The 21,898-nt window shown below is 64.3% G+C and carries 12 protein-coding genes, 1 tRNA gene and 1 pseudogene; 6 read left to right on the forward strand and 8 right to left on the reverse strand.

Annotation, left to right across the window (positions count from 1 at the left end; all coding sequences use genetic code 11):
• Positions 1-135: 135 nt before the first annotated feature.
• The 3 genes from DU505_RS01900 to DU505_RS01910 all read right to left on the reverse strand — a co-directional run bounded on the left by DU505_RS01900 (position 136) and on the right by DU505_RS01910 (position 9,172).
• A complete protein-coding gene (locus DU505_RS01900) occupies positions 136-4,107 on the reverse strand; it encodes a PAS domain S-box protein (RefSeq protein WP_114477294.1) in 3,972 nt (1,323 codons plus the stop codon).
• A gap of 117 nt (positions 4,108-4,224) precedes the next feature.
• Positions 4,225-6,384 (reverse strand): EAL domain-containing protein, encoded by a 2,160-nt coding sequence (locus DU505_RS01905; protein ID WP_114477295.1) that lies wholly within the window; start codon positions 6,382-6,384, stop codon positions 4,225-4,227.
• Positions 6,374-9,172, reverse strand: a complete 2,799-nt coding sequence (locus tag DU505_RS01910; protein ID WP_181872702.1) for a hybrid sensor histidine kinase/response regulator — start codon at positions 9,170-9,172, stop codon at positions 6,374-6,376. Before DU505_RS01910 ends, DU505_RS01905 begins: the two co-directional genes overlap by 11 nt.
• A 452-nt stretch (positions 9,173-9,624) precedes the next feature.
• Between DU505_RS01910 and DU505_RS01915 the strand changes: the two genes are divergently transcribed.
• A complete protein-coding gene (locus DU505_RS01915) occupies positions 9,625-11,616 on the forward strand; it encodes a sensor domain-containing diguanylate cyclase (protein ID WP_114477297.1) in 1,992 nt (663 codons plus the stop codon).
• A 184-nt stretch (positions 11,617-11,800) separates the two neighbouring features.
• Here the strand turns inward: DU505_RS01915 and DU505_RS01920 are convergent, their stop codons facing one another.
• Positions 11,801-12,385: an exopolysaccharide biosynthesis protein gene (locus tag DU505_RS01920; RefSeq protein WP_114477298.1), complete on the reverse strand. Its 585-nt coding sequence runs from the start codon at positions 12,383-12,385 to the stop codon at positions 11,801-11,803.
• Positions 12,386-12,672: 287 nt separating this feature from the next.
• Positions 12,673-12,749 (reverse strand) — tRNA-Arg (locus DU505_RS01925).
• 174 nt (positions 12,750-12,923) lie between these two features.
• On the opposite strand from DU505_RS01925, the gene DU505_RS01930 reads away from it, so the two are divergent.
• The 5 genes and pseudogenes from DU505_RS01930 to DU505_RS01950 all read left to right on the forward strand — a co-directional run bounded on the left by DU505_RS01930 (position 12,924) and on the right by DU505_RS01950 (position 20,731).
• Positions 12,924-14,204 carry an efflux RND transporter periplasmic adaptor subunit gene (locus DU505_RS01930; protein ID WP_114477299.1) on the forward strand — a complete coding sequence of 427 codons (1,281 nt, stop codon included), beginning with the start codon at positions 12,924-12,926 and terminating at the stop codon, positions 14,202-14,204.
• Positions 14,201-17,362, forward strand: a complete 3,162-nt coding sequence (locus tag DU505_RS01935) for an efflux RND transporter permease subunit (protein ID WP_114477300.1) — start codon at positions 14,201-14,203, stop codon at positions 17,360-17,362. Before DU505_RS01930 ends, DU505_RS01935 begins: the two co-directional genes overlap by 4 nt.
• A pseudogene (locus DU505_RS01940) lies at positions 17,349-18,725 on the forward strand (amidase); the annotation flags it as partial. The gene DU505_RS01935 and the pseudogene DU505_RS01940, both read left to right, overlap by 14 nt.
• Positions 18,726-18,892: 167 nt before the next feature.
• A complete protein-coding gene (locus DU505_RS01945; protein ID WP_114477302.1) occupies positions 18,893-19,687 on the forward strand; it encodes a methyltransferase domain-containing protein in 795 nt (264 codons plus the stop codon).
• A 15-nt stretch (positions 19,688-19,702) separates the two neighbouring features.
• The gene (locus DU505_RS01950) at positions 19,703-20,731 is read left to right on the forward strand and encodes a methyltransferase (protein ID WP_114477303.1); all 1,029 of its coding nucleotides are present in this window, start codon (positions 19,703-19,705) and stop codon (positions 20,729-20,731) included.
• 24 nt (positions 20,732-20,755) lie between these two features.
• Here DU505_RS01950 and DU505_RS01955 read toward each other — a convergent pair whose 3' ends face one another.
• From DU505_RS01955 to greB, 3 genes are read right to left on the reverse strand one after another with little or no spacing between them, the layout of a single operon-like run.
• Positions 20,756-21,010 (reverse strand): DUF2442 domain-containing protein, encoded by a 255-nt coding sequence (locus tag DU505_RS01955; protein ID WP_114477304.1) that lies wholly within the window; start codon positions 21,008-21,010, stop codon positions 20,756-20,758.
• Entirely contained in the window at positions 20,979-21,236 is a 258-nt protein-coding gene (locus tag DU505_RS01960) for a DUF4160 domain-containing protein (RefSeq protein WP_114477305.1), read from the reverse strand. Before DU505_RS01960 ends, DU505_RS01955 begins: the two co-directional genes overlap by 32 nt.
• Before the next feature lie 14 nt (positions 21,237-21,250).
• Positions 21,251-21,790 carry a transcription elongation factor GreB gene (greB, locus tag DU505_RS01965; RefSeq protein WP_114477306.1) on the reverse strand — a complete coding sequence of 180 codons (540 nt, stop codon included), beginning with the start codon at positions 21,788-21,790 and terminating at the stop codon, positions 21,251-21,253.
• Positions 21,791-21,898: the final 108 nt, after the last annotated feature.

Genomic DNA, 21,898 nt, shown 5'->3' on the forward strand with positions numbered 1-21,898 from the left:
GGCCAGCTGGACCTGCGCCTCAGCGGCGTGAACCGGCTGCCAGGTACGGCCGGTAAGCCATCCCCATAGAGTCGCTGCCGCCACCACAGCAACCAGCCAGGCCATGGAGGCGGCCATGGCAGGCAGTAGGCCGCATTATTCGGCCTCCGACAAGACCTTGCGGACCTTGGCCGCCAGCTCCTGTCGGCGGTAGGGCTTGCTGAGCAACTGTACCCCCGGGTCCAGCCGGCCGTGATGCACGATGGCATTCTCGGTATAGCCTGAAGTGAAGAGTATCTTGAGGCCGGGCCGAAGAACGCTGGCCCGGTCCGCCAGTTGACGGCCGTTGATGCCGCCGGGCATGACGACGTCGGTGAACAGCAGGTCGATGTCCGCCTGTGCTTCAATGATCGCCAAGGCGTGTTGTCCCGACTCTGCGCTGGTGACCCGATAGCCAAGTCCTTGCAGCAGGGTAGCGACATGCCGGCGTACCAGGGCGTCGTCCTCCACTACTAGAATGTGCTCGTCGCCGCCGTCGACCGGGGACGAGGGCGCTGCTTCGACCGCCATCGCCGCCCCCGTTCGGGAGCGGGGAAAGTAGAGCTTGATAGTGGTCCCCTCGCCAACCTCGGAGTAGATCTTGATATGCCCCGCGGATTGCTTGACGAAGCCGTACACCATGCTCAGACCCAGGCCACTGCCCTGGCCATCCTTCTTGGTGGTAAAGAAGGGCTCGAATGCCTGCCGGGCGACGTCTTCTGGCATCCCCGTTCCTGTGTCGGAGAGGGAAATCAGCACGTACTGCCCGGCCTTGACCTCCCGGTGATTGTCTGCGTAGCTGTCGTCCAGCATGGCGTTGGCGGTCTCGATGGTAAGTCGTCCCCCGCCGGGCATGGCGTCACGGGCATTGAGGGCCAGATTCAGAATCGCCGACTCGAGCTGGCCAGCGTCGACCTCGACGCTCCACAGCCCACCGGCCTGAACCCGCTCGATTTCGATGCTTTCGCGAAGGGTCCGTCGCAGGAGATCTTCCATTCCCGCCACCAGGCGGTTGACGTTCAAGACTTGGGGCTCCAATGCCTGGCGACGGGCAAAGGCCAGTAGACGGTTGGTGAGCTCGGCCCCGCGTGATGCAGCACTTGCCGTCATATCAGCCAAGGCGCGCAGCTGGGCGTTGCCGGCCAGTTCCTCCGTGAGTAACTCGGCGTTCCCCAGGATCACCGTCAAGAGGTTGTTGAAATCGTGGGCCACGCCGCCGGTGAGTTGCCCCACCGCCTCCAGCTTCTGGGCCTGGCGAAGCTCTTCGGCTACCTGTCGCTGCTGAGTGATGTCCTGCATGCTACCCAGCATTCGCACGGCTCTGCCGTTACTGTCCCGCAGCACAAAGCCGCGGTCGATCACGGTGCGGGAGCTCCCGTCCGCGTGCAAGAAGCGATATTCGTCGACCCAATTGCTGGCATCGCCATCGATCACCTCGTGGACACCGGCCAGGACAGCTTCCCTGTCCGCTGTGTGAATCCGGAGGGCCCAGGACTCGGGGCCGGGTTCCATCCGGCTTCGATCGTGGCCGAACAGGGTCTCGATACTCTCGTTCCACCAGACCTTGCTATGCACCAGGTCCCAGTCCCAGATGACGTCGTGGGTGGCCTGGGCCACCAGGTGAAAGCGCTCTTCGCTGAGGCGTGTAGACTCCTCAAGGCGCTTACGCTCGGTAATATCCCGTTCGACGGCGACATAATGCGTGGGATGGCCTGCTTCGTCGGTCAAGGGCACGATATCCAGTTCAAGCCAGTAAGGGTCGCCCGCCTTGGTGTAGTTGACCAATTCCTCCCGGATCGGCGCCGCGCGGCGCAACGCGGCCTTGATCCGGTCCAGGGCCGCGCGGTCTGTCCCGGGCCCCTGCAAGATGCGGGGCGTGGCGCCGATGACCTCATCCTGGCTAAAACCGGTCAGCCGGGTAAAGGCCTCATTGACATAGACGACCCGGGGGCCCTCGGGACCATCGATGGGCGCCGCTTCGGTGATCAACAACATGTCGCTCTGCCGGGATACGGCGGCTTCCAGCAGGCGCAACTGCTCCTCCCGCTCGCGCTCCCGGCTGATGTCGGAGAAGTACACCGCCAGGCCGTTGGGCACGGGATGGGCGTCGACCCGGAAGAGCGCATTCAGTGGCTGGAAGTGGGCGGTAAAGTGCTCGCTCTCCTGCCGCGCCAGGGCTCGCAGGTAATGATTCTGGAAATAAGGGGTGTCCTCGAAGGGGAAAACGACGTCCAGGGGTTTGCCGATCATCGCCTCTCGAGGTTGTTCCAGCACTTTTGCTGCCGCTGGGTTGGCGAAAACGAAGCGCAGCTCTTCGTCCAGCAGGATGAAGGGGTCGCGCATGTTCTCCAGGGTGAGATGCAACCTCTGGGTCAATTCCTCGTAGGCGCGGCGTGTCCCGATCTGGTCGGTAATGTCCTGGAATCCTCCCTGTACCGCAACGATTTCCCCCTCCGGGCTTCTTTCCGCTTCCCCCATTGTCCGCACCCAGCGCCGGTTACCCCGGGCGGTAATGATCTGCAGGACTTCGTCGTAAGGTGTGCCGGCTTCAACACAACGGGTAAATACCCGGGAAATCGTGTCGCGATACTCGGGTGCATAGAACTGGATCCCCTCTTCGACGGCATATCGCGGCGGTGCCCCGTCGATCTCGTGAATAGCGGCAGTTTCTTCCGACCATTCGACAACGCCCTCCTTCATGTCCACCCGCCAGCCGCCCAGGCTGGCTGCCTTTCCGGCAATCCGTGACAGGCTCTGGCCACGGGAAAGGGCGGCGGCGGTCACCTCTTGATCCGTCACGTCCTGTACCACGCCGGTCAGCTGGCGCCGCCCGTCGACCTCCGCCAGCTCCGCCAGCCCCTTGACGTAGATGACGTCTCCATCCGCTCGCAGGATGCGATGCCGGAACTCGAAGTGGTCGCCGGGATCGGCCAACCACTCCTCCAGGTGTCGCACCAAGGCTTCCCGGTCCGCGGGGTGCACCAGCGCTAGATAGCCTTCCACGTCACCCACCTCGAACGATGTGTCGACGCCGTAGATGCGGTGGACGTCGTCCAGCCAGGTCAGTCGCCGGGTGTCCAGATCCATTTTCCACACGCCGAGCCCCAGCAGTCGTTGTGCTGCCCTCAAGTAACTCGTCTGTTCGGCGAGCCTTTCATAGGCCGTCCGCAGCTCCCGAGAGCGCAGGATGATATCCTGGCGCAAGTGGGAGGCCCGGTCCTCCAGCGCGCTCAGGGCTGGCTCTTCGCCCGCCCCCCTGACGAAGTCGGTGACGTCTTCCACCCGGTGAATGATCAACTCGACCTTGCCATCCGGGCCGTTCACGGGGGTGTTGACCGGGCTCCAGAAGCGCTCCTCGAAGCCGCCGCCCCGGCTCGCTGGGCGGGGGATGGGGTATCGCTGAACGGCCATGACATCGGTCAAGCCACTGGCTTCCACCTGGGCCAGGGAGGCGCGAAGATGGCGTGTACCGTCTGCCTCGGGGTCGTTCGGGTCATCCGGAAACACCTCGAATAACGGCTTGCCCAGGATGGCCTCCCTTTCGGTCATGGTGGCCTGCAGGTAAGCATTGGAAACGGCGACGATCCGATAGCTTCCGGGGTTGAGCACCAGAATCCTGCCGGGTGCCGCTTCGAAGAGGGCGCGAAAAAAATCCTCGCTGGCAGTTGTGCTCCATGGCAAGCCTTGCTGCTCTGACGCTGGTGGCGCCTGCTTTTCCGCTCCCCCGGACCCGAGGTCGCGCATCGACACCACCAGCATCTCGGCGGAATCGGTCCCGTGTAGCCGCCAGTGGACTCCAGCCTCGCGAACCTCACCGCCCCGGCACGTTATGCGCCAGCTATCTTTCGCTTCCCGGGATCGTTGCGGGAAGTCTTTCACCGCCACACGCAACCCGGCCAAGTCTTCGACCGGGACAACGTCCGGAATCGTCTTGGTGTCCGGGAGCCCGGGACCGTAGTGGAAGGTCTCAACAGCAGCGCGATTGGCGCCCTGGATCGTCAGGCTCACCGGGTCACAAATCCATACCGGGTCGGAGACGGTATCGAACAGGGCGGCAATCTCTAAGGGTCGCCGGGAAGAGGCTTCCATCACTGACTCCTGTGGCTGGGGCCCGGACAATAGATCGTCGTTTTCTTTACTGTAATGCGTCAGGGGTCCGCAAGAAGCCGCGCGATATGCAGATGCTGCCTCTGCAAGTCCTGATGCTCAAACAAGCAATTGCCAGGCTTCTTCCAGGCGTTGCTCGAAGGGGCCTTTACCGGGGGGAAGCGCCGCCACCCGAATGCTCGGCATGAATCTGGCCTTGTTGGATGCCTGGTTTTCGTTGTGGTGCTCGACGGCCAGATGTAGCTGTTTAGCGATGTCATTTGCCCTTGCGAGATCGGCACCCATCAGCAGGGCGGTGATCTCGGTGGCGCGATAGCGGCCCGTGAGGTCGGCATGCTCGGTGTGTTCGCTCATCAGCGAGGCCAGGTCCCGCAACTGGCGGTCGCCGGTGTCCCGGCCGAAATCCTTGTTGACGGTGGGGAGCTCATCGAGCCTGGCCGACACCAGGGCCATCGGTAGCCCGAGGCGCCGGCACAGCTGGCAGGCTGCTTCGGCCTGCTCGCGAAAGCTCGTACGATTGAGCAGTCCCGTGCAGTCGTCATAGCCATCCGCTGAGGAGAGTGCCAATTCGTTTTCGACCATGCGAGCCAGGTCATCGAGGAGCTGGGCATCCTCTTCCCCGAAGGCCCGGGGCTCGGGGTCGAGCAGGCAGAGGGTGCCGACCTTCTCGCCACTGCGCAAATAAAGTGGTCGACCGGCATAGAAGCGGATGAAGGGGGCGCCCACCACACCGGGATAGTTGCGTAAGAAGGGGTGTTCATGGGTGTCGGGTACTGCCAACAATTCGTCGCGCTCCAACGTCTTCCGGCAGAAGGCGATATCGCGCGGGGTCTCCGTGAGGTCGAGGCCCTGCTGGGACTTGAACCATTGGCGGTCACGATCCAGCAGACTGATGAAGGCGGTGGAGACACCGAAGAGGCGGCAGGCCAGCCGCGTGAGGCGATCGAAGCGTGCCTCGGCGGGGGTGTCCAGCAGGCCCAGGCCCGCCAGTGCCAGGAGTCGGCGCTCCTCGCGCTGTGTCTCGCGGGTAGTGAACCAGTCTAGGACCTCCTCCGGCGGCAGGGGGCGCGAGATCAGATAGCCCTGGGCCAAATCGCATTTCAGCTCGTCGAGATAATCGAGCGTTTCCTGGTCCTCTACCCCTTCGGCGGTGGTGTTCAGGCCCAGGCTACGGCCGAGTTCCACCACCGAGCGGATCACCGCTCGTGACTCCTCCGAATTGGTGGCCGTCATCACGAATTGCTTGTCGACCTTGATCTCCGAGAAGGGCAGGCGAACGAGCTGTACCATCGAGGAGTAGCCAGTGCCGAAGTCGTCGATGGAGAGCTGGAAGCCCTGCAGGCGCAAGCGGGTCAGGGTATCCAGGGAGGTGGTGGCATCCTGCATGGCGCTGGTCTCGGTTAGCTCAAGCACGATGCGTTGGGGCGTGATGTCACGCTCACGACACAGTCGCAGGATGGCATCGAACAACGCGCTATTTTCCAGGGATCGTGCGGAGATGTTCATCGAGAGCGAGATCTCCTGCAGGACATGCTGACCGACACGCCTCACGGTCTCCTCCGAGGAGAGCTCGGCCAGCCAGTCGAGGGCGAGTTCGGTGACCTGCAGGGTGAGGCGATCGATCAGGCCCGCGGCCTCGGCCAGGGGAATGAAGACATCCGGGGGAATGGCACCCAACTGGGGATGCTGCCAGCGGGCCAGGGCCTCGAAACCCACGAGAGTGCCGGTCCGGCAGCGGATCTTGGGCTGGTAAGCCAGGCGGATCTGGCCCAGCGTCAACGCCTGTTCCAGATCCTCTACGCTGGCTTGCCGAGGCAGAGTTCGCTTGCCAGGCAAGGCCTCGACGGGGTCCCCTTCCATCTCCAAGGCCTTATGCAGAAGCTCGCGAAGGCTGACGGCCGAGAAGGGCTTGGCGATGACGCCGACGATATCCAGGCCGTGCTCTCTCGCCGAACGCCCGGCGGCATCCAGAATCCGACTGCCTACCCCGCTGGTGATGATCAGCCGGGCCTGACTGCCCCGCCTGGCCAGTTCGGCCATCACCGCCACGCCGTCCATTTCCGGCATGATCAGGTCGATGGCCAGGATATCCGGTTGCCAGCGCGTTACCTCGTCGAAAAAGGTGGCCGAAGACGTGAGGTGGCGCGCTTCGAAGCCGGCGAAATTGGCGATGCGCGCGATGGTCTCGCCGGTCATCGCCTCGTCGTCGAGGATCAGCAGCCGGGGGGGCTTTTCCTTGCCGGGTGTGTCAGTCTTCATCCAGGGCCTCTCTGATGAGTCTCAAGAGGGCGACGGGGCGATAGGGCTTGCCGAGGAATCGCACCCCCTCGTCCAGCCTGCCGTTGTGAACGATGGCATTCTCGGTATAGCCGGAGGTGTAGACCACCTTGAGGTCGGGCCTGAGCCTGAGGGCGGCAATCGCCAGATCCCTGCCGGTCATGCCACCCGGCATCATGACGTCGGTGAAGATAAGCTGGATGGTGGTGTCCGCGACGAGCATCGCCAGGGCGCTGGGCCCATCCTTTGCCTGCCGCACACCATAACCGGCGGCCTCGAGCTGTGTCACAACATATTCCCTGACCGTCACATCGTCCTCGACCACCAGCAGTGTCTCGCAGCCCTTGAGACTCGCCGTGTCTCTAGCCGTAAGCTTGGGATCGGAGACGGCTTGCTGGATGCGCGGCAGGTAGAGCTTGATGGTGGTGCCTTCACCCTCCTCGGAATAGAGATTGACATGCCCGGCGGACTGCTTGAGGAAACCGAAGACCATGCTCAGGCCTAACCCCGTGCCCTTGCCCTTCTCCTTGGTAGTAAAGAACGGGTCGAAGACCCGCTCCCGAATGGTTTTCGGGATTCCCGTCCCGGTATCGCTGACTGCGATGCAGACATAATCGCCCGGCACCAGCTCCAGGTGCTCGTCGGCGTACTGCGCCGAGAGCGATACGTTTTGGGTTTCGATGGTCAGATGGCCGCCATCGGACATGGCATCCCGGGCATTGATGGAGAGGTTGAGAAGAGCGCTCTCGAGCTGGGAAGGATCGATGTTGGCCGCCCAGAGACCTTGCCCCGGATGGAAGCGTAGCTCGATCTGCTCGCCCAGGGTCCGTCGTAGCAGCTCGGTCAGCCCACGGATCAAGCGATTGATATCGGTGGGTTGAGGGGCCAGGGCCTGACGACGAGCGAAGGCGAGGAGACGTTGGGTCAGGTCGGCACCGCGCTGGGCGCTCTCGGCGACGGCCTGAACAAGCGGCGCCAACTGGGTGTCCGCCGCCAGCGCTTCGCTGAGCAGGTCGGCATTGCCCATGATCACGGTCAGCAGGTTGTTGAAGTCGTGGGCCATGCCGCCGGTCAGATGACCGATGGCTTCCATGCGCTGCGCTTCTTGGAGCTGGGCCTCGAGGCGTTTCTGCTCGGTGACGGTACGAAAATAGACCGCCAGGCCCTCTTCGCCCGGATAGGCATTGACCTCGAACCAGTGGGCGAGGGGAGGGAAGTAGAAAGTGAATTGCTGTGCCTCAGCCGTTTCGATGGCGGCGTGATAGCAGGCCCAGAGCTCGCCCTCCCGGGCCTCGGGAAACGCCTCCCAGACGTTGCGGCCCAGGAGCTCGGCGGAGGAGCGTTCTAGCACGCGCTCGGCCTGGTGATTGAGGTAGGAAAAGCGCCAGTCCTCGTCGAGCAGGTAGAAGGCGTCGCTCATGTTCTCGAGGCTGCGTGTCAACCGTTGGGCCAGCGACTGCTGGCGTGCTTCGGCCTCACGCTGGGCGGTGATGTCCTCGATGACCGCCACCAGGCTGACGATGGTGCCGTGCCTGTCGCGCTGGGCGGAGACACTGATCCGGCACCAGACCATCCCACCGCGATAGTCCAGCATGCGTTTCTCGATGACGAAACTATTTTTCTCGCCGGCCAGCAGGCACCTGAGCTCGTCGAGATCGCCCTGCCTATCGTCGGGATGGGTGAGGGCGAGGAAGTCGGTGGCCCTCAGGGCTTCCTCGGTATAGCCGAGCATGTCGCAGAAGGCCTGGTTCGCGTACAGGAGGCGGCCCCGGGTGTCGGCCTGCACGATGCCGGTGGCGGCCTCGGCGAAGAGGCGGTGCCAGTGCTCTTCGCTGCTGCGATGGCGCTCGAGCAGGGTCTTGAGCTCCCGGGCACGGGCGATCAGCTCCAGGTTCGTGGGTTCGATGGTCGGCGCGTCATTGAGATAGTCGGTCACGTCCTCGGTGCGGTGGAGGATCAGCGACAGCTGTCCTTGCTCGTCGAAGATCGGGACATTGATGGGGCTCCAGTGGCGCTCCTCGAAGCCACCCGTCGCGGGATCGGGGATCGGATAGCGCAGGACGGGCATGGTGTCGGGTTGGCCATAACGCTTGACCCGTTCCAGAGAAGCGGTTAGTTCCTCGACCCCCGCGGCATTCGACCGGTCGGGCGTCACCGGGAAGACGTCGAACAGCTGGCGACCGATGATGGCCTCACGGTCGGTATGGGTCGCCTCAAGGTAGGCATCACTGACCCCGACGATCCGATAGTCGTCGGCAGTCAGGACCAGATAGAGACCCGGGGCGGATTCGAAGATGGCGCGAAACTGCGACTTCAACGCTTGTTCACGGGCCAACAGCTCACGGCTGGACCGTTCGAAGGCATTGCGCTCGGTGACATCTTGCACCACCGAGAGCACCGAGACCACGTGGCCCTGGTCATCGATCTGGATGGAATTGTGCCATTCGCACTCGACCAGGGCCCCGTCACGGGTCAGGTTGCGATTGGTCGACACGTTCTGCGGGGCGACGCCAAGGAGAAGCTGCTTGATGACCTCGGCAACGGACTCGGCATCCTCGGGATGAACGAAGGTGAAGTTGAAGGGGTGCTTGCCGATGACCGCCTCGGCCGGCCAACCGAAGAGTGCCTCGGCATGCCTCGACCAGCGCGAGATGTGAAACCTGCTATCCCACTCGATCACCGCCAGGGGCAGGTTGTCGAGATGGAAGCTGAGCAGTTCATGGGCGCGATGCAGGGATCGGCCGTTTTCTCCTGGGCTCTCGGGCATCATGTCGATCTCTGCGATGAACGGGGCTGTCCTGTTCTCAGGGATAACATCCCACGGCATGGTAGCAAGACGCCACTCCAAGGGAGCGGTATCGATAGAATCAGTGTCATGCGTCGTTCATGTGCATGCGAAGGGCCTTCCTGTGACTCATAGTCCGTGCGGTCGCATTCGTGCTCCTTGGCTTGATGGGCATAGAAGGCGTCGTAGGCATATTCCATTCACCACGCCGCATACATACGGGGATGAGGCGCGGTGCTTGATAGTCCAAGGCCATTCATCTGTGGATAGTGACCGAGCTTGTCTTGGTGGGCAAGGTACTTGCCCACAGGATGACGCCACGCAGCTTTTGCTGGATACTGCGCGCAGTCAGCGACAAAGCCCTTCCCGTCCTGCTCCTGATATCCAGGACCACTTGCCTGCAGGGACCGCGGCTAACCTTATTCGAGGTTCCGCCCATGATCATCAAACCTTTATGGGTCCGCCTGACGGTAGCCGTGTTGCTCCCCGTGGCACTGGTCACCCTGACACTGACGCCCATCTTTACCTCACATCTGAAGGATCGAGCCGACGGCACGCGCCGGTCGGCGGAGGCGCTGCTTGCATCCGAGTACGACCTGCTCCTGCGTAGCATGAACGAAAGCTTCAACCAGGTGCTGGCCACCGCGGAGTACCCGCAGCTGAAGCGTTTCCTGTCCCGACAGGACGCTGCCCCCACGCCGACATGGGGCCTGGCGTCGCAGAACGACTGGGAACAGCTGGAGGCGCTGTTTGACACCCTGCTGACCCACTTTGGCCGCTACACCCGCCTGGCAGTCGTCGACACCGAGGGCCGTGAGTGGGTCGCAACCTCGACGGTGCCTCAGCTGTCGCGGCCGCCGGTGGCCGACCATGGTGCGACAACCGCCTTCCGCAAGGCCATGAGCCTGCAGGCGCGGGACCTCTATGTCTCTTCTCTTCGCCTGAGCGCCTCCGGCGGGGAGCAGGCGCCAGCGACCACCGTCATCGACATTGCCACACCGATCGTCGGTGACACAGGCGAGAGACTGGGCGTGTTGCTGTTCACCCTAGACTGGTCACGACTTACCACGACACTGCCCCATGCACTTGGTGAGGCCCCGGGTGAGGCTCTGCTGGTGGATGCCCAGGGTAAGTGGCTGTTGTCCGGCACCGAAGGTCAAGTGGAACGCTTCGGCCAACCGCTGGAAGAGCGCTGGGATGACGCCTGGAGCGCCCTGAGCGCCCGTAACCAGGGCACAGTTATCCTGGAGGATCATCTGCTTGCCTTCCGCAGCCACGACATCCGCACTCAGCACTACCGCAGCCAGGCCGGGATGATCCTTAGCGAGGCGGAAACCCAGCCCTGGCGTCTCGGCATCCTGATGCCGCGGCCCAGTCTCTGGGGACTGCTCAAGGAGAACCCGGTGCAGCTGCTGGCCATCGCACTGGTCTACCTGCTGTCGGGTGCCTTTGGGGTGTTCTGGGTACTCAGCAACTATCGCCTGCGTGGACTCAGGCAGCGCGCCTTGGCGTTCTCCCGCGAGGCTCGTCAGTATGCCGGTGAGGTGCAGGATCTCTACGAGCACGCCCCTTGCGGCTACCACTCGCTGGACAGCAATGGCCGGGTGATCAAGATCAACCGCACCGAGCTCGACTGGCTGGGCTATCGCGCCGACGAGGTGATCGACAGGTGCCACTACCGCAACTTTGTCACCCCGGAGACCCGCGCGGCATTCGACGCCGCCTTCCAGAAGGTGCTGGGCGAGGGACAGGAGGGAAGTGCCGAGTGCGAGCTGTTGTGTCGTGATGGCACTCGCCTACCGGTGGCGATTCAGGGCAAAGCGCATGTGACCGAGGAGGGTTTCCAGTATTCCCGTGCCATGGTGTTCGACCTCAGCGAACGCAAGGCATTGGAAGAGAAGCTGAAAATGCAGGCGCTGACCGACCCGCTCACCGGCCTGGGCAACCGCCGCTACCTGGAGGATCAGGCGGTCATGGAGATCGCCCGCGCCGAGCGCAGCGGGGCGTCGCTGTCGCTGATCGCCATCGACCTCGACCACTTCAAGCGCGTCAACGACACCTATGGCCACGACGTGGGCGACCTGGTGCTGCAGGCCTTCGCCAAGCTCGCTCGCCAGGTGTTGCGTGATGGCGACGTGCTGTGCCGCATGGGCGGCGAGGAGTTCGCTGTGCTGCTGCCTGACACCAACCGCGAGCAGGCCCTGCAGGTCGCCGAGCGGCTACGTGAGGCGGTCGCCACCACCCCGGCCAAGGTCGATCAGGACGTCACGGAAGATGGCGCACTGGCCTATACCACTTCGTTGGGCGTCACACTGGTCAGCGCACGGGAAGGCTCCCTGAAACCAGCGATCAAGCGCGCCGACCAGGGCCTATACGCCGCCAAGGAAGCAGGACGCAACCGAGCCCACTGGCAACCGGTCAGTCCCTGACGGTTGGTTATATGAGCGGGGAAGCACAACAGTGATGCGACTAACGGTCGATAACCAGGGTGATAGATAAACGTAGCGGAAATCTCACATTGGCGGTGGACCGGTTTCTGGGGGAAAGGTCAATGTGAAGCACCAGTAACCAAAGTATCCGGTTGGAGGCTCTCGCACTGAAATGATGTTTCAATCAAAGTATATTCATAACGACAAATGTTAAAGTTGAGCCAAATACCACAAGCGCAAGCAGTACCAGTAATCCGTCATGTACCACTAGCGCAAGCCCTAGCGCCAGCAGCGCCAAGCCGGCAGCCGAAGATGAAAAAGGAACTAGCTCCATGAATGGCATGCACAAGCCGATAACCACACATAGCCCGGCAATTCCGAAGCTCCCACCGTTATGTACCAGAAAGGACAACCGCGGCTTCAAGACGCAGTCTATTCCCTGCGCCGGTTTTCTGAGCCAGTCCAACACTTTCTGCAGCTTGCCGCGCTCAATCGAGCGATCGAGGATGTAATGTGGTAACCAGAAGTGTCTTTTCCCGATCAGCATCTGTACCGCTACCAGCAAAACGAAAGACGCCATGAATAAGGACATGCCGGGCACACCGCTCAGCGGTGAAAAAAGCGTGATACCGATGAGCATCAACAGCGGCCCGAAAGAACGACTGCCAATCGATTCAACTACCATCGCGACCGAGACCCGTTCGTGGCTGCGCGATAACTCACCGATTCGATCGAGTAGTTGTTCGAGGCTTTGTAACGGCTCGTTCATCGAAGGACTCCGGTAAAGAAATCAAGCGCCTTGCAGCCAGACCCTGTAGTTTGGGGTCGTCTCATCTGATGAGCTTGCTGGTAAAGCGATGATGTGGGACAAACCCAAAGCCCCGCGATGCCGTACTTTCGCCATATGAGATCTTGCTGCCTTGAAAGGTCTACCGCAGCGTTGATGCTGCACGTGTCTGTCCCTACCGAGCGATCTTGTTGGGGTCGCTGTTGGGGGCGACGCCAGTTCAGAGGGGATTGTGAAGAGAAGGGATAGGGCTAATGCATTGATTTTACTGGCGCCCCCACCAGGATTCGAACCTGGGACCTTCCCCTTAGGAGGGGGACGCTCTATCCAGCTGAGCTATGGGGGCGCAACGGCTGCGCATTATAAGGGCTTGGGGCGGCAAGATAAACCGTAACGACCGAGAGCCTTGCTTGCGTAACACTGTCACACCCCGTCACAGACCTGCCCACCTCCGGCGCTTGGGCGGTATAGTAGTGGCTTTTCATTCCTATGCGTTATTTGCATGTTCCAGGAAGCCCACATGATCAAGCGTCTCCTTCCCGTTCTGATTCTGGTCATTGGCGTGGCCGGCTTCCTGGCGCTGCGTCTCACGCGTCCGGAGCCGGCAGAGGCAGTGGCGCAGGAGCGCAGCTGGCGGGTCGAGTCGATGGTGGTGGCCTATGGCGAGCATGTGCCGGTGTTGCCACTGTTCGGCGAGGTGGTATCCCAGGGCCGGGTCAGCCTGGTGGCTCCCATGCCGGCGCGGGTCGCCGAGCGGCCAGTGCAGGAGGGACAGGGTGTGGCGGCAGGCACATTGCTCGTTGCCCTGGATGAAGCCGATACGCTGCCGCCCTTGCGTCAGGCCGAGGCGGAGGTGGCGGATATCGAGGCGCAGATCGCCAATGAGCGGATCCGCCACGATAACGACCGTGAAGCCCTGGCGCGGGAGCGCGATATCGTCGCCAACGCGCAGCGTCAGCTGGAGCGCACCCGCTCGCTGGTCGAGCGCAACCTCGCTTCCCCATCGGACCTGGACAACGCCAGCGACACCCTGGCCCGTGCCCGCCTGACGGTGGCCACCCGCGAGGGAGCCATTGCCGAGCACCCGGCGCGGTTGCAAAGCCTGCAGGCGCGGCTGGCACGGGCCGAAGCCGTGGAGCAGACGGCACGACGGGATGCGGATCGCAGTCGGGTGGAGGCACCCTTCGACGGTGTCGTTACCGGCATTCGGGTCGCCCCTGGGGATCAGGTGGCCTCTGGGGCGGTGCTGCTGAGACTCTATCCCATGGACGGACTGGAACTGCACGCCAGGGTACCCCAGCGCTACCTGGCCGAGCTGGGCGAGTCGCTCGAACAGGGGGAGCCGTTGATGGCGGAGGCGGTGGAAGGCGTCCAGCGCTTCCGGCTGCAGCGCCTGGCCGGGGAGAGCGAGCCGGGCGGTACCGAGGCGATCCTGATGCTGGAAGGAAGCGCCTCCGGCCTTCGCCCCGGGGCGCTGCAGCCGGTGTTGTTGCAGCGTTCGGTGGTGGCCGAGGCCCTGGCGGTGCCCTTCAGTGCCCTGCACGGCAGCGATGTGCTCTACCGTATCGATGAAGAGAGTCGCCTGCAGCGTCATACCGTGATTCGGCTGGGAGAGACTCTCGGCATTGACGGTGAGCGCTGGGCGCTGGTGAAGCCCGTGGGGCTCTCCGCTGGTGACCGTATCATTGTCACGCACCTGCCAAACGCCATGCAGGGGCTACGGGTGGACGTTGCCCCGGACGATGGGATGGCCGATGAATCGGCTGACACCGCACCGCCACCGGCCGAGCCTCAGCCATGAGTCGCAGGCGGGGGGTTATCGGTTTCTTTGTGCATCACCGGGTTGCCGCCAACCTGGTGATGTTGGCGATGCTGCTCGGTGGTGCCCTGGGCATCGCGCGGATGAACGTCCAGTTCTTTCCCAGCTTCGCCCTGGATGTGGTGAGTGTGCGGGTGGTGTGGAGCGGGGCCTCTGCCGAGGATATTGAGCAGGGCGTCACCAACCCGCTGGAGCAACGGTTGCGCAGCCTCGACGGCCTGAAGCGCATGACTTCTACTTCGGCCCAGGGCATTGCCAACATTACGCTGGAATTCGTCGAGGGCAGCGACCCGGTGCTGGCCCTGGATGATGTGCGCCAGCAGGTCGACGGCTTCACCAGCCTGCCGGCGGATGCCGAGACGCCGGAGGTCTCCCGGGTGGTGCGCTACGAGCCGGTGGCGCGCCTGCTGGTGCGCGGCGAACTCGATGAGCGCGAGCTGCGCCAGCTGGTGCATCGCTTCGAGAATGAACTCCTCCTGCGCGGTATCGACCGCGTGGAGGTGAGTGGCCTGGCCCAGCAGCAGATCAGCGTCGAGGTGCCGGCGGAACGACTGCAGGGCCTGTCGCTGTCACTGGATCAGATTGCCGAGCGTATCCAGGGCATGTCCCGGGATCTGCCCGCCGGTATCCTGGGTCAGCAGGACAGTGCCCGGGAGCTGCGTTCGCTGGAGCAGCGGCGTGACCCACTGGCCTTCGAGAACCTGCCGATCCTCAGTAGCGACCGGGTGCAGCTGAGGCTGGGCGATATTGCGGTGATCCGCCAGGAGCCGAGGGAGGGGCAGCTGAGGCTCAGTCGCGAAGGCGAGGCGGCGGTGGAGATGCAGCTGCAGCGTGCCGAGACCGGCGACTCCCTGGCGGCAGCCAGGGTCCTCGCTGCGTGGCTGGCTGAAACGAGGCCGCAGCTGCCGCCGAGCGTCGAGCTGGAAGTGCACGACGAGTCCTGGCAACTGATCGATGAGCGCATCTCGCTGCTGATCAGTAACGGTGCCGGCGGGCTGCTGCTGGTGGTGATCCTGCTCTACTTCTTCCTGCCGGCGCGGGTGGCGCTGTGGGTCGCCATCGGCATTCCCACCGCCTTCATGGCGGCGCTTGGGGTGTTCTGGGGCATCGGCGGCTCGATCAACATGATGTCGCTGTTCGCTCTGATCATGGCGCTGGGGGTGATCGTCGACGATGCCATCGTGGTGGGCGAGGACGCCGATGCCCATCATCGCGCCGGCGAGGCCCCGAGGCACGCCTCGGCGGGAGCGGCACGGCGCATGCTGTGGCCGGTTCTCGCCTCGTCGCTGACCACGGTGGCGGCCTTCATGCCGCTGCTGATGGTCGGCGGGATCATCGGCAATATCCTGGGTGACATACCGATCATCATGATCTGCGTACTGATCGCCTCGCTGCTGGAGTGTTTCGTGGTGTTGCCGGCCCACCTGCGCAATGCCTTCGTCCCCGGTCGTACCGATTCGCAAGCCGAGCGCCCTCGACGCGGGCTGGGCAGCCTTCGCCGGGGTTTCGAGAACGGCTTCCATTGCTTTCGTGAGGGCCCCTTTCGACGCTTCTCTGCCCTCTCATTGCGACACCGGGGAGCCACGGTCGCCATGGCCCTGGCGGTGGCCATCGTGACGGCGGGCCTGCTGGCCGGTGGTCGCATCGGATTCAATTTCTTCCCCGCGCCTGAGCCCAGCGTGCTCTACGCCAACGTCAATTTCGTGGCCGGTACCGAGCGACAGCGGGTGGACCGTTTCCTCGATCACCTGCAGGCCAGCCTCGACGAGGCGGAGCAGTCGCTGGGCGGCGACCTGGTGAAGATGGCCGTGGTTCGCCACGGTGCTACCATCGAGGGCGGGGCGAGTCGCAGTGCCGACGAGGTGGGGTCGGTGATGGTGGAGCTGATCTCATCGGACCATCGCGACGTGCGCAACAGCGCATTCATCGCCGCCTGGCGAGCGCGCATCAGGCTGCCGGCAGGGCTCGATAACCTCACCATCAACGAGCGTGCAGCCGGTCCGCCGGGCCGGGACGTCAATATCCGCCTGACCGGGGAGGATCCCCTGGCCCTTCGCCAGGCGGCCGACTCGCTACGACAGTCGCTTTCCAGCCTGCCCGGCGTGCTGGATACCCAGGACGACATGCCCTGGGGTCGGGAGCAGTTGATCTACCGGGTCAACCCCTGGGGCGAGGCCCTAGGGTTGACCACCGCCGACCTCGGCCGCCAGTTGCGTACCGCCTTCGACGGCCAGGTGGTGCAGGTGCACCAGGCCGGGGCCGACGAGATCGAAGTGCGTGTCCAGCTGCCGCGGGAGCAGCGCGAGCGCATAGCCACGCTGTCGGGCTTCGCCGTGCATCTGCCCGACGGTCGCCAGGTGGGGCTGGATCAGGTCATGGACCTGACACACCGACAGGGCTTCGAGGCGCTGCGTCATGCCGAGGGGCAGCTGTCGGTGGAGGTCACCGCCGAGCTCGATACGTCGGTCAGCTCGGCCGACCGGGTGCGTGAGTCGCTGTCGGCCACGGCATTGCCAGCCCTGGCCCGGGATCATCACCTGAGCTACAGCTTCGAGGGGCGTGCCGCCGACCAGCGCGAGACCCTGGCCGACATGCGCACCGGGCTGCTGATAGGCCTGGGGCTGATGTACGCCGTGCTGACCTGGGTCTTCGCTTCCTGGAGCCTGCCGCTGATCGTCATGGCGATCATCCCCTTCTCGCTGATCGGTGCGCTGCTGGGGCACTGGCTGATGGGGATCGACCTGACGATCCTGTCGCTGTTTGGCTTGTTTGGCCTCTCCGGTATCGTGGTCAACAACGCCATCATCCTGGTCAGCTTCTACCGGTTGCAGCGCGACCGCGGTCTGGCCATCGATGACGCACTCAACGAGTCGGTGGTTCAGCGTGTGCGGGCGGTGCTGCTCACCTCGCTGACCACCATCGGCGGGCTGCTGCCCCTGTTGTTCGAGACCTCGCTGCAGGCCCAGTTTCTGATCCCCATGGCGGTCTCCATCGCCTTCGGGCTGGGGGTGTCGACGCTGCTGGTGCTGCTGGTGATACCGGCGCTGCTCTCCTGGCTGGAGCATGGCCGGGAGCGGTGGGCAGGTCGCTACGCGCCACCCGTGACGACAATCGAGGAGAGTTCACATGGAAGTCGATGAGTACCGTCGTCATGACGGCCTGGGTCTGGCGGCGCTGATTCGCAGGGGTGAAGTGAGCCAGGGTGAGGTCTTCGAGGCGGCCTGTGCTGGTATCGAGGCCGATAACCCCAGCCTTGCGGCGGTGGTTCGCACCCGCTTCGAACGGGCCCGGGCCGAGGGCCGGCAGACTGACCCCGCGGCACCCTTCGCCGGGGTGCCGACCCTGACCAAGGACCTGCTGATGGCGCTGGAAGGCGAGCCGCTGGCCTTCGGCAGTGCGTCTCTTGCCGACTGGAAAGCCCCGGTGGATTCGACGCTGATCACCCGCCTGCGCGAGGCGGGTCTCTCCATTCTCGGTCAGACAGCCACGCCGGAACTGGGGCTGATGGGCATCACCGAGCCGCGGGCCTTTCCCCATCCGCGCAACCCCTGGAATGCGGCACATTCCCCCGGTGGCTCCAGCGGCGGGGCGGCCACTGCGGTGGCCGCTGGGCTGGTGCCGCTGGCCATGGCCGGCGATGGCGGCGGGTCGATTCGCATCCCCGCCAGCTACTGCGGCTTGTTTGGCCTCAAGCCTTCCCGGGGCAGGGTGCCGTTGGGCCCGATGCATGCCGAAGTGTGGCAAGGGGCGGTGGTGGAGCATGCCGTGACCCGCAGCGTACGAGATAGCGCGGCATTGCTCGATGCCACCAACGGCATGGATGAGGGTGCCCCCTATCCGGTGGCGCGCGAGCAGGGCTTCCTGGCGGCACTGGAGCGGCCTCCCGGGCCGCTGCGGGTGGCGGTCTCGCTGGGTGAGCCGCTGGGCAAGCCGATGGGTACCGTACTCGATCCCCAGGTGCGCCTGGCAGTGGAAGAGGCGGCCCGAACCCTAGAAGGGCTTGGGCATCACGTCGAGTGGGTGGAGCCACCGGTGGATGGCGAGCGGTTGGCCGATAGCTACCTGACCCTCTACCTGGGCCATCTCACCGCCGACCTGGCCTGGATCAGTCAGCAGACCGGCGTCACCGTTTCCCGGCTCGACATCGAGCCATCGACCCGGGCCATCGCTCGGCTCGGCAGCTGCCTGCCGGTACGGGACTATGAGCTGGCCAAGCGCTACTGGAACGAGGCGGCTCGCGCCATGGGTGTCTTTCATCGACGCTACGACATGCTGCTGATGCCGGTGGCCGCTGCCCCGGCGCCACGCCTGGGCGAGCTCTACCCGCCCCCGGCCCGGGAGCGGCTGATGTCGCTGCTGGCGATTCCCGGCATCGCCAGGCTGGCGCTCAAGGCGGGTATGCTCAAGCACCTGGCCAGGGATGCCCTGGCACGCACCCCCTATACCCAACTGGCCAATCTCACCGGCCAGCCGGCCATGTCGCTGCCGCTGCATGTCACCCCGGCTGGCTTGCCGGTGGGGGTGCAAATGATTGGTGCCATGGGTGACGAGCGACGGCTGCTCGCGCTGGCGGCCCAGGTAGAGGCCGAGGTGCAATGGCAACGGCACCTGCCCAGGCCGTTCGAAGGCAGGTAGAATGCCCGCTATATTCCGCCGTTGCCGAGCCCTGCATGCCTGATCGCGTTTCTCCCTTCTCGTCGGCCGGCGATCGCCATTTCGATGGACTGGCCGAAAAATTTGCCGGCAGCCTCTATGGCGGCCCCCGCGGAGCGCTGCGCCTGGCCCTGCTCGATCGCCTGCTGCCGGAAATGCTCCACCTCGACGATCAGCCGGTGCTCGACGTGGGTGGTGGCCTGGGTCAGCTCTCCGGCTGGTTTGCCCTGCGGGGCCATGCGGTCACCCTGGTCGAGCCGGCCGCCGACATGCTCGATCATGCCCGCCAGGCGCTGGCCGGGCAGCCGATCACCTTCGTGGAGGCGTCGCTGCAGGCACTGTCGCATCGTGCGGAGGGGCCCTGGTCGCTGATTGCCTGTCATGCGGTGCTGGAGTGGCTGCACGATCCCCGGGCGGCGCTGGCCACCTTGGCCGGACAGCTGGCGCCGGGAGGGCAGCTGTCGTTGATGGTGTTCAACCGCGATGCGCTGCGCATGTCCAACGTGGTCAAGGGCAATCTCGAGAAAGCGCTGGATGACCGCCTCGAGGGCACCGGCAAGCGCCAGCGGCTGACGCCGATCTCGCCGCTGACCCACGGCCAGATCGAGATCTGGAGCGCCGAGAACGGCCTGGCCATCGAGGCAGTGGCGGGCATTCGTGTCTTTCACGACTACCTGCGCCATCCGCCGACCACGGAGGCCGACTGGAGTCGGCTGGTGGCGCTCGAACAGCGCTACTGCCGCACGGAACCCCACTGGCGGCTGGGGCGCTATCTGCTCTACACCCTGGTTCGTACCGATACCGCCACCTGATCAAGGAGATCCCCGATGCCTGCCGAGACCCCGGTCTGCCAGTTGCTCGAGCGCCAGGACGCCGACTACCGGGGTTGGCTGTGGGTAGCGCCGCCCCGTGATGCCTGGCTCGAGGGCGGTGAGGGTGGGGCGGGGCAGGGCAGCGTGCTCAGCGCCGACCATGCGGTGCTGCAAGCCTGGCGGGCCCGAGGCCTTGCGGCCAACTCCCCCGTCGATGCCCCGGTGTCAGCAGAGCAGCCGGGAGTGGTGCTGTTCTGGCCCAAGGCGCACGCCCTGGGAGAGTGGTGGTTGCTGTGGCTTTGCGCCAACCTGCCTGCGGGAACGCGGCTGCAGCTGGTGGGGGAGAACCAGGGCGGTATCAAGCGGGTGCTCAAGGTGCTGGCGGCGCTGGGGCTGGGCTGCCGCAAATGCGATAGCGCACGGCGCTGTTCGCTGTTCGAGACCCGCCTGGGCCGGGTGGATATCGACCCGGATGCGGCGTGGTCCTCCTTCGCGGCCGACGGGCTGACCCTGATCAGCCACCCGGGCGTGTTCGGCCACGGCAAGCTGGATGATGGCACCAGGCTGCTGCTCGAGCAGTTGCAGGATGTGCTGCCGAAAGGCGGGGCGAAAGGGCGCGGCGAACTACTCGATATGGGCTGCGGCGACGGGGTGCTGGCGGCCTGGCTGGCGCGGCGCGGCCACAGGGTCACGGCGGTGGACGTCAATGGCTTTGCCGTCGAGGCGACCCGGCGCACCCTGATAGCCAATGATCTGCAGGGCGAGGCGCTGGCCGGTGACGTCTACTCGACCCTGGGTGAGCGGCGTTTCGAGGTCATCGTCAGCAACCCCCCGTTCCACCAGGAGCGCAACATCGACTACGGCCCGGCCGGTCGCCTGATCCGCGAGGCGCCCGAGCATCTGGTGCCGGGCGGCCAGCTGATCCTGGTGGCCAACGCCTTCCTGCCCTACCCGGATCTGCTGCAGAGCGCCTTCGGCGGCTTCGAAATCCTTGCCGACGACCGGCGCTTTCGGGTCTATCGAGCGGTGAAGGCGAGGCGCTGATTCTCCTGAAATTCAGGCTAGCCTTCAGGCGACGCATCCATGGTGCTGGGTCGTGTCGCCGCGTCCGGCAATCAGGCCTTCGACGGAAATATCTTCATCGAGGTCGTCCCAGTGCAGTCCCTTTCCGGAATAGCTGATCCGGCACCGCTCGCGCTCCACGGGGCTGGCATGCAGCAAGCGGGGGAACCAGGCCAAGGGCACGCCCAGGGTCCGGCCGTCGCTGAGTTCGACCCACATGGTATGCTCGTCAAAGCTGACGGTCTTGGCGGAAATGCTCATTCCAGGCCCTCTCGATCTCGCTGCGATGTGCTTCCACCAGCTGCATGAGCTGTGCAAGCTGCTTTCTATTGTAGCCACAGCTGTTGGCGATGGCGATTTGTGGCATGACCCAGATCTTGGCTTCACCGTCTCCGCTCTCGGCATGGATATGCATGGGTTCCAGCGGGTTCCCTTCATTCGAGTAGAAGAAGAAACGAATTCCCTTGTAGCGGAATACCACGGGCATGGCGCCTCCATGCGTTACTGTTGTGGATCGCGGTAGGCGATATCCGTGATCACGTAGGTGGTATCGCCAGCCGGTGCCTTCACCGTCACGTCGTCGTCCAGTGCTTTGCCCAGCAGGGCACGGGCCAAGGGTGCGTCGACGCTGATCCAGCGCTTGGCGGTATCGGTCTCGTCATGGCCGACGATGCGAATGCGCATCTCCTCGCCTTCCTCGTCTTCCAGGGTGACGAAGGCACCGAAATAGACCTTGTCGGTCGCCGCGGGCAGCCGGTCCACCACCTGTAGTTCGTCGAGCCGCTTGGTCAGGTAGCGGATCCGCGCGATAACGCGGTTGAGCTCCTTCTTGTTGTAGGTGTAGTCGGCGTTCTCGCTGCGGTCCCCCAGTGCCGCCGCCTCACCCACCTTGGCCGACAGGGCCGGGCGCTTCACCCGGGAGAGGTGGTCGAGGATGCCGCGCAGGCGTTCCGCCCCCTCGAGGGTGATCAGGTTGCTCTTGGGTTCCTGGCGCGGATCCTTGGCCGGGTCGCGCCAGCGGGTCATGTTGCGGCCCTTCATGCCATTCCGCTCCTGTTTCGACTGAGAGTCGCAACATACGCCATTCTCCCGGCGCTGGCCAAGCGTCAGAGCGGAAACTGGAAGTTAATTCAAACGTTCGTTACATTG

Origin of the sequence: Billgrantia montanilacus, assembly GCF_003336675.1 — a bacterium.
GTDB lineage: Bacteria > Pseudomonadota > Gammaproteobacteria > Pseudomonadales > Halomonadaceae > Halomonas > Halomonas montanilacus.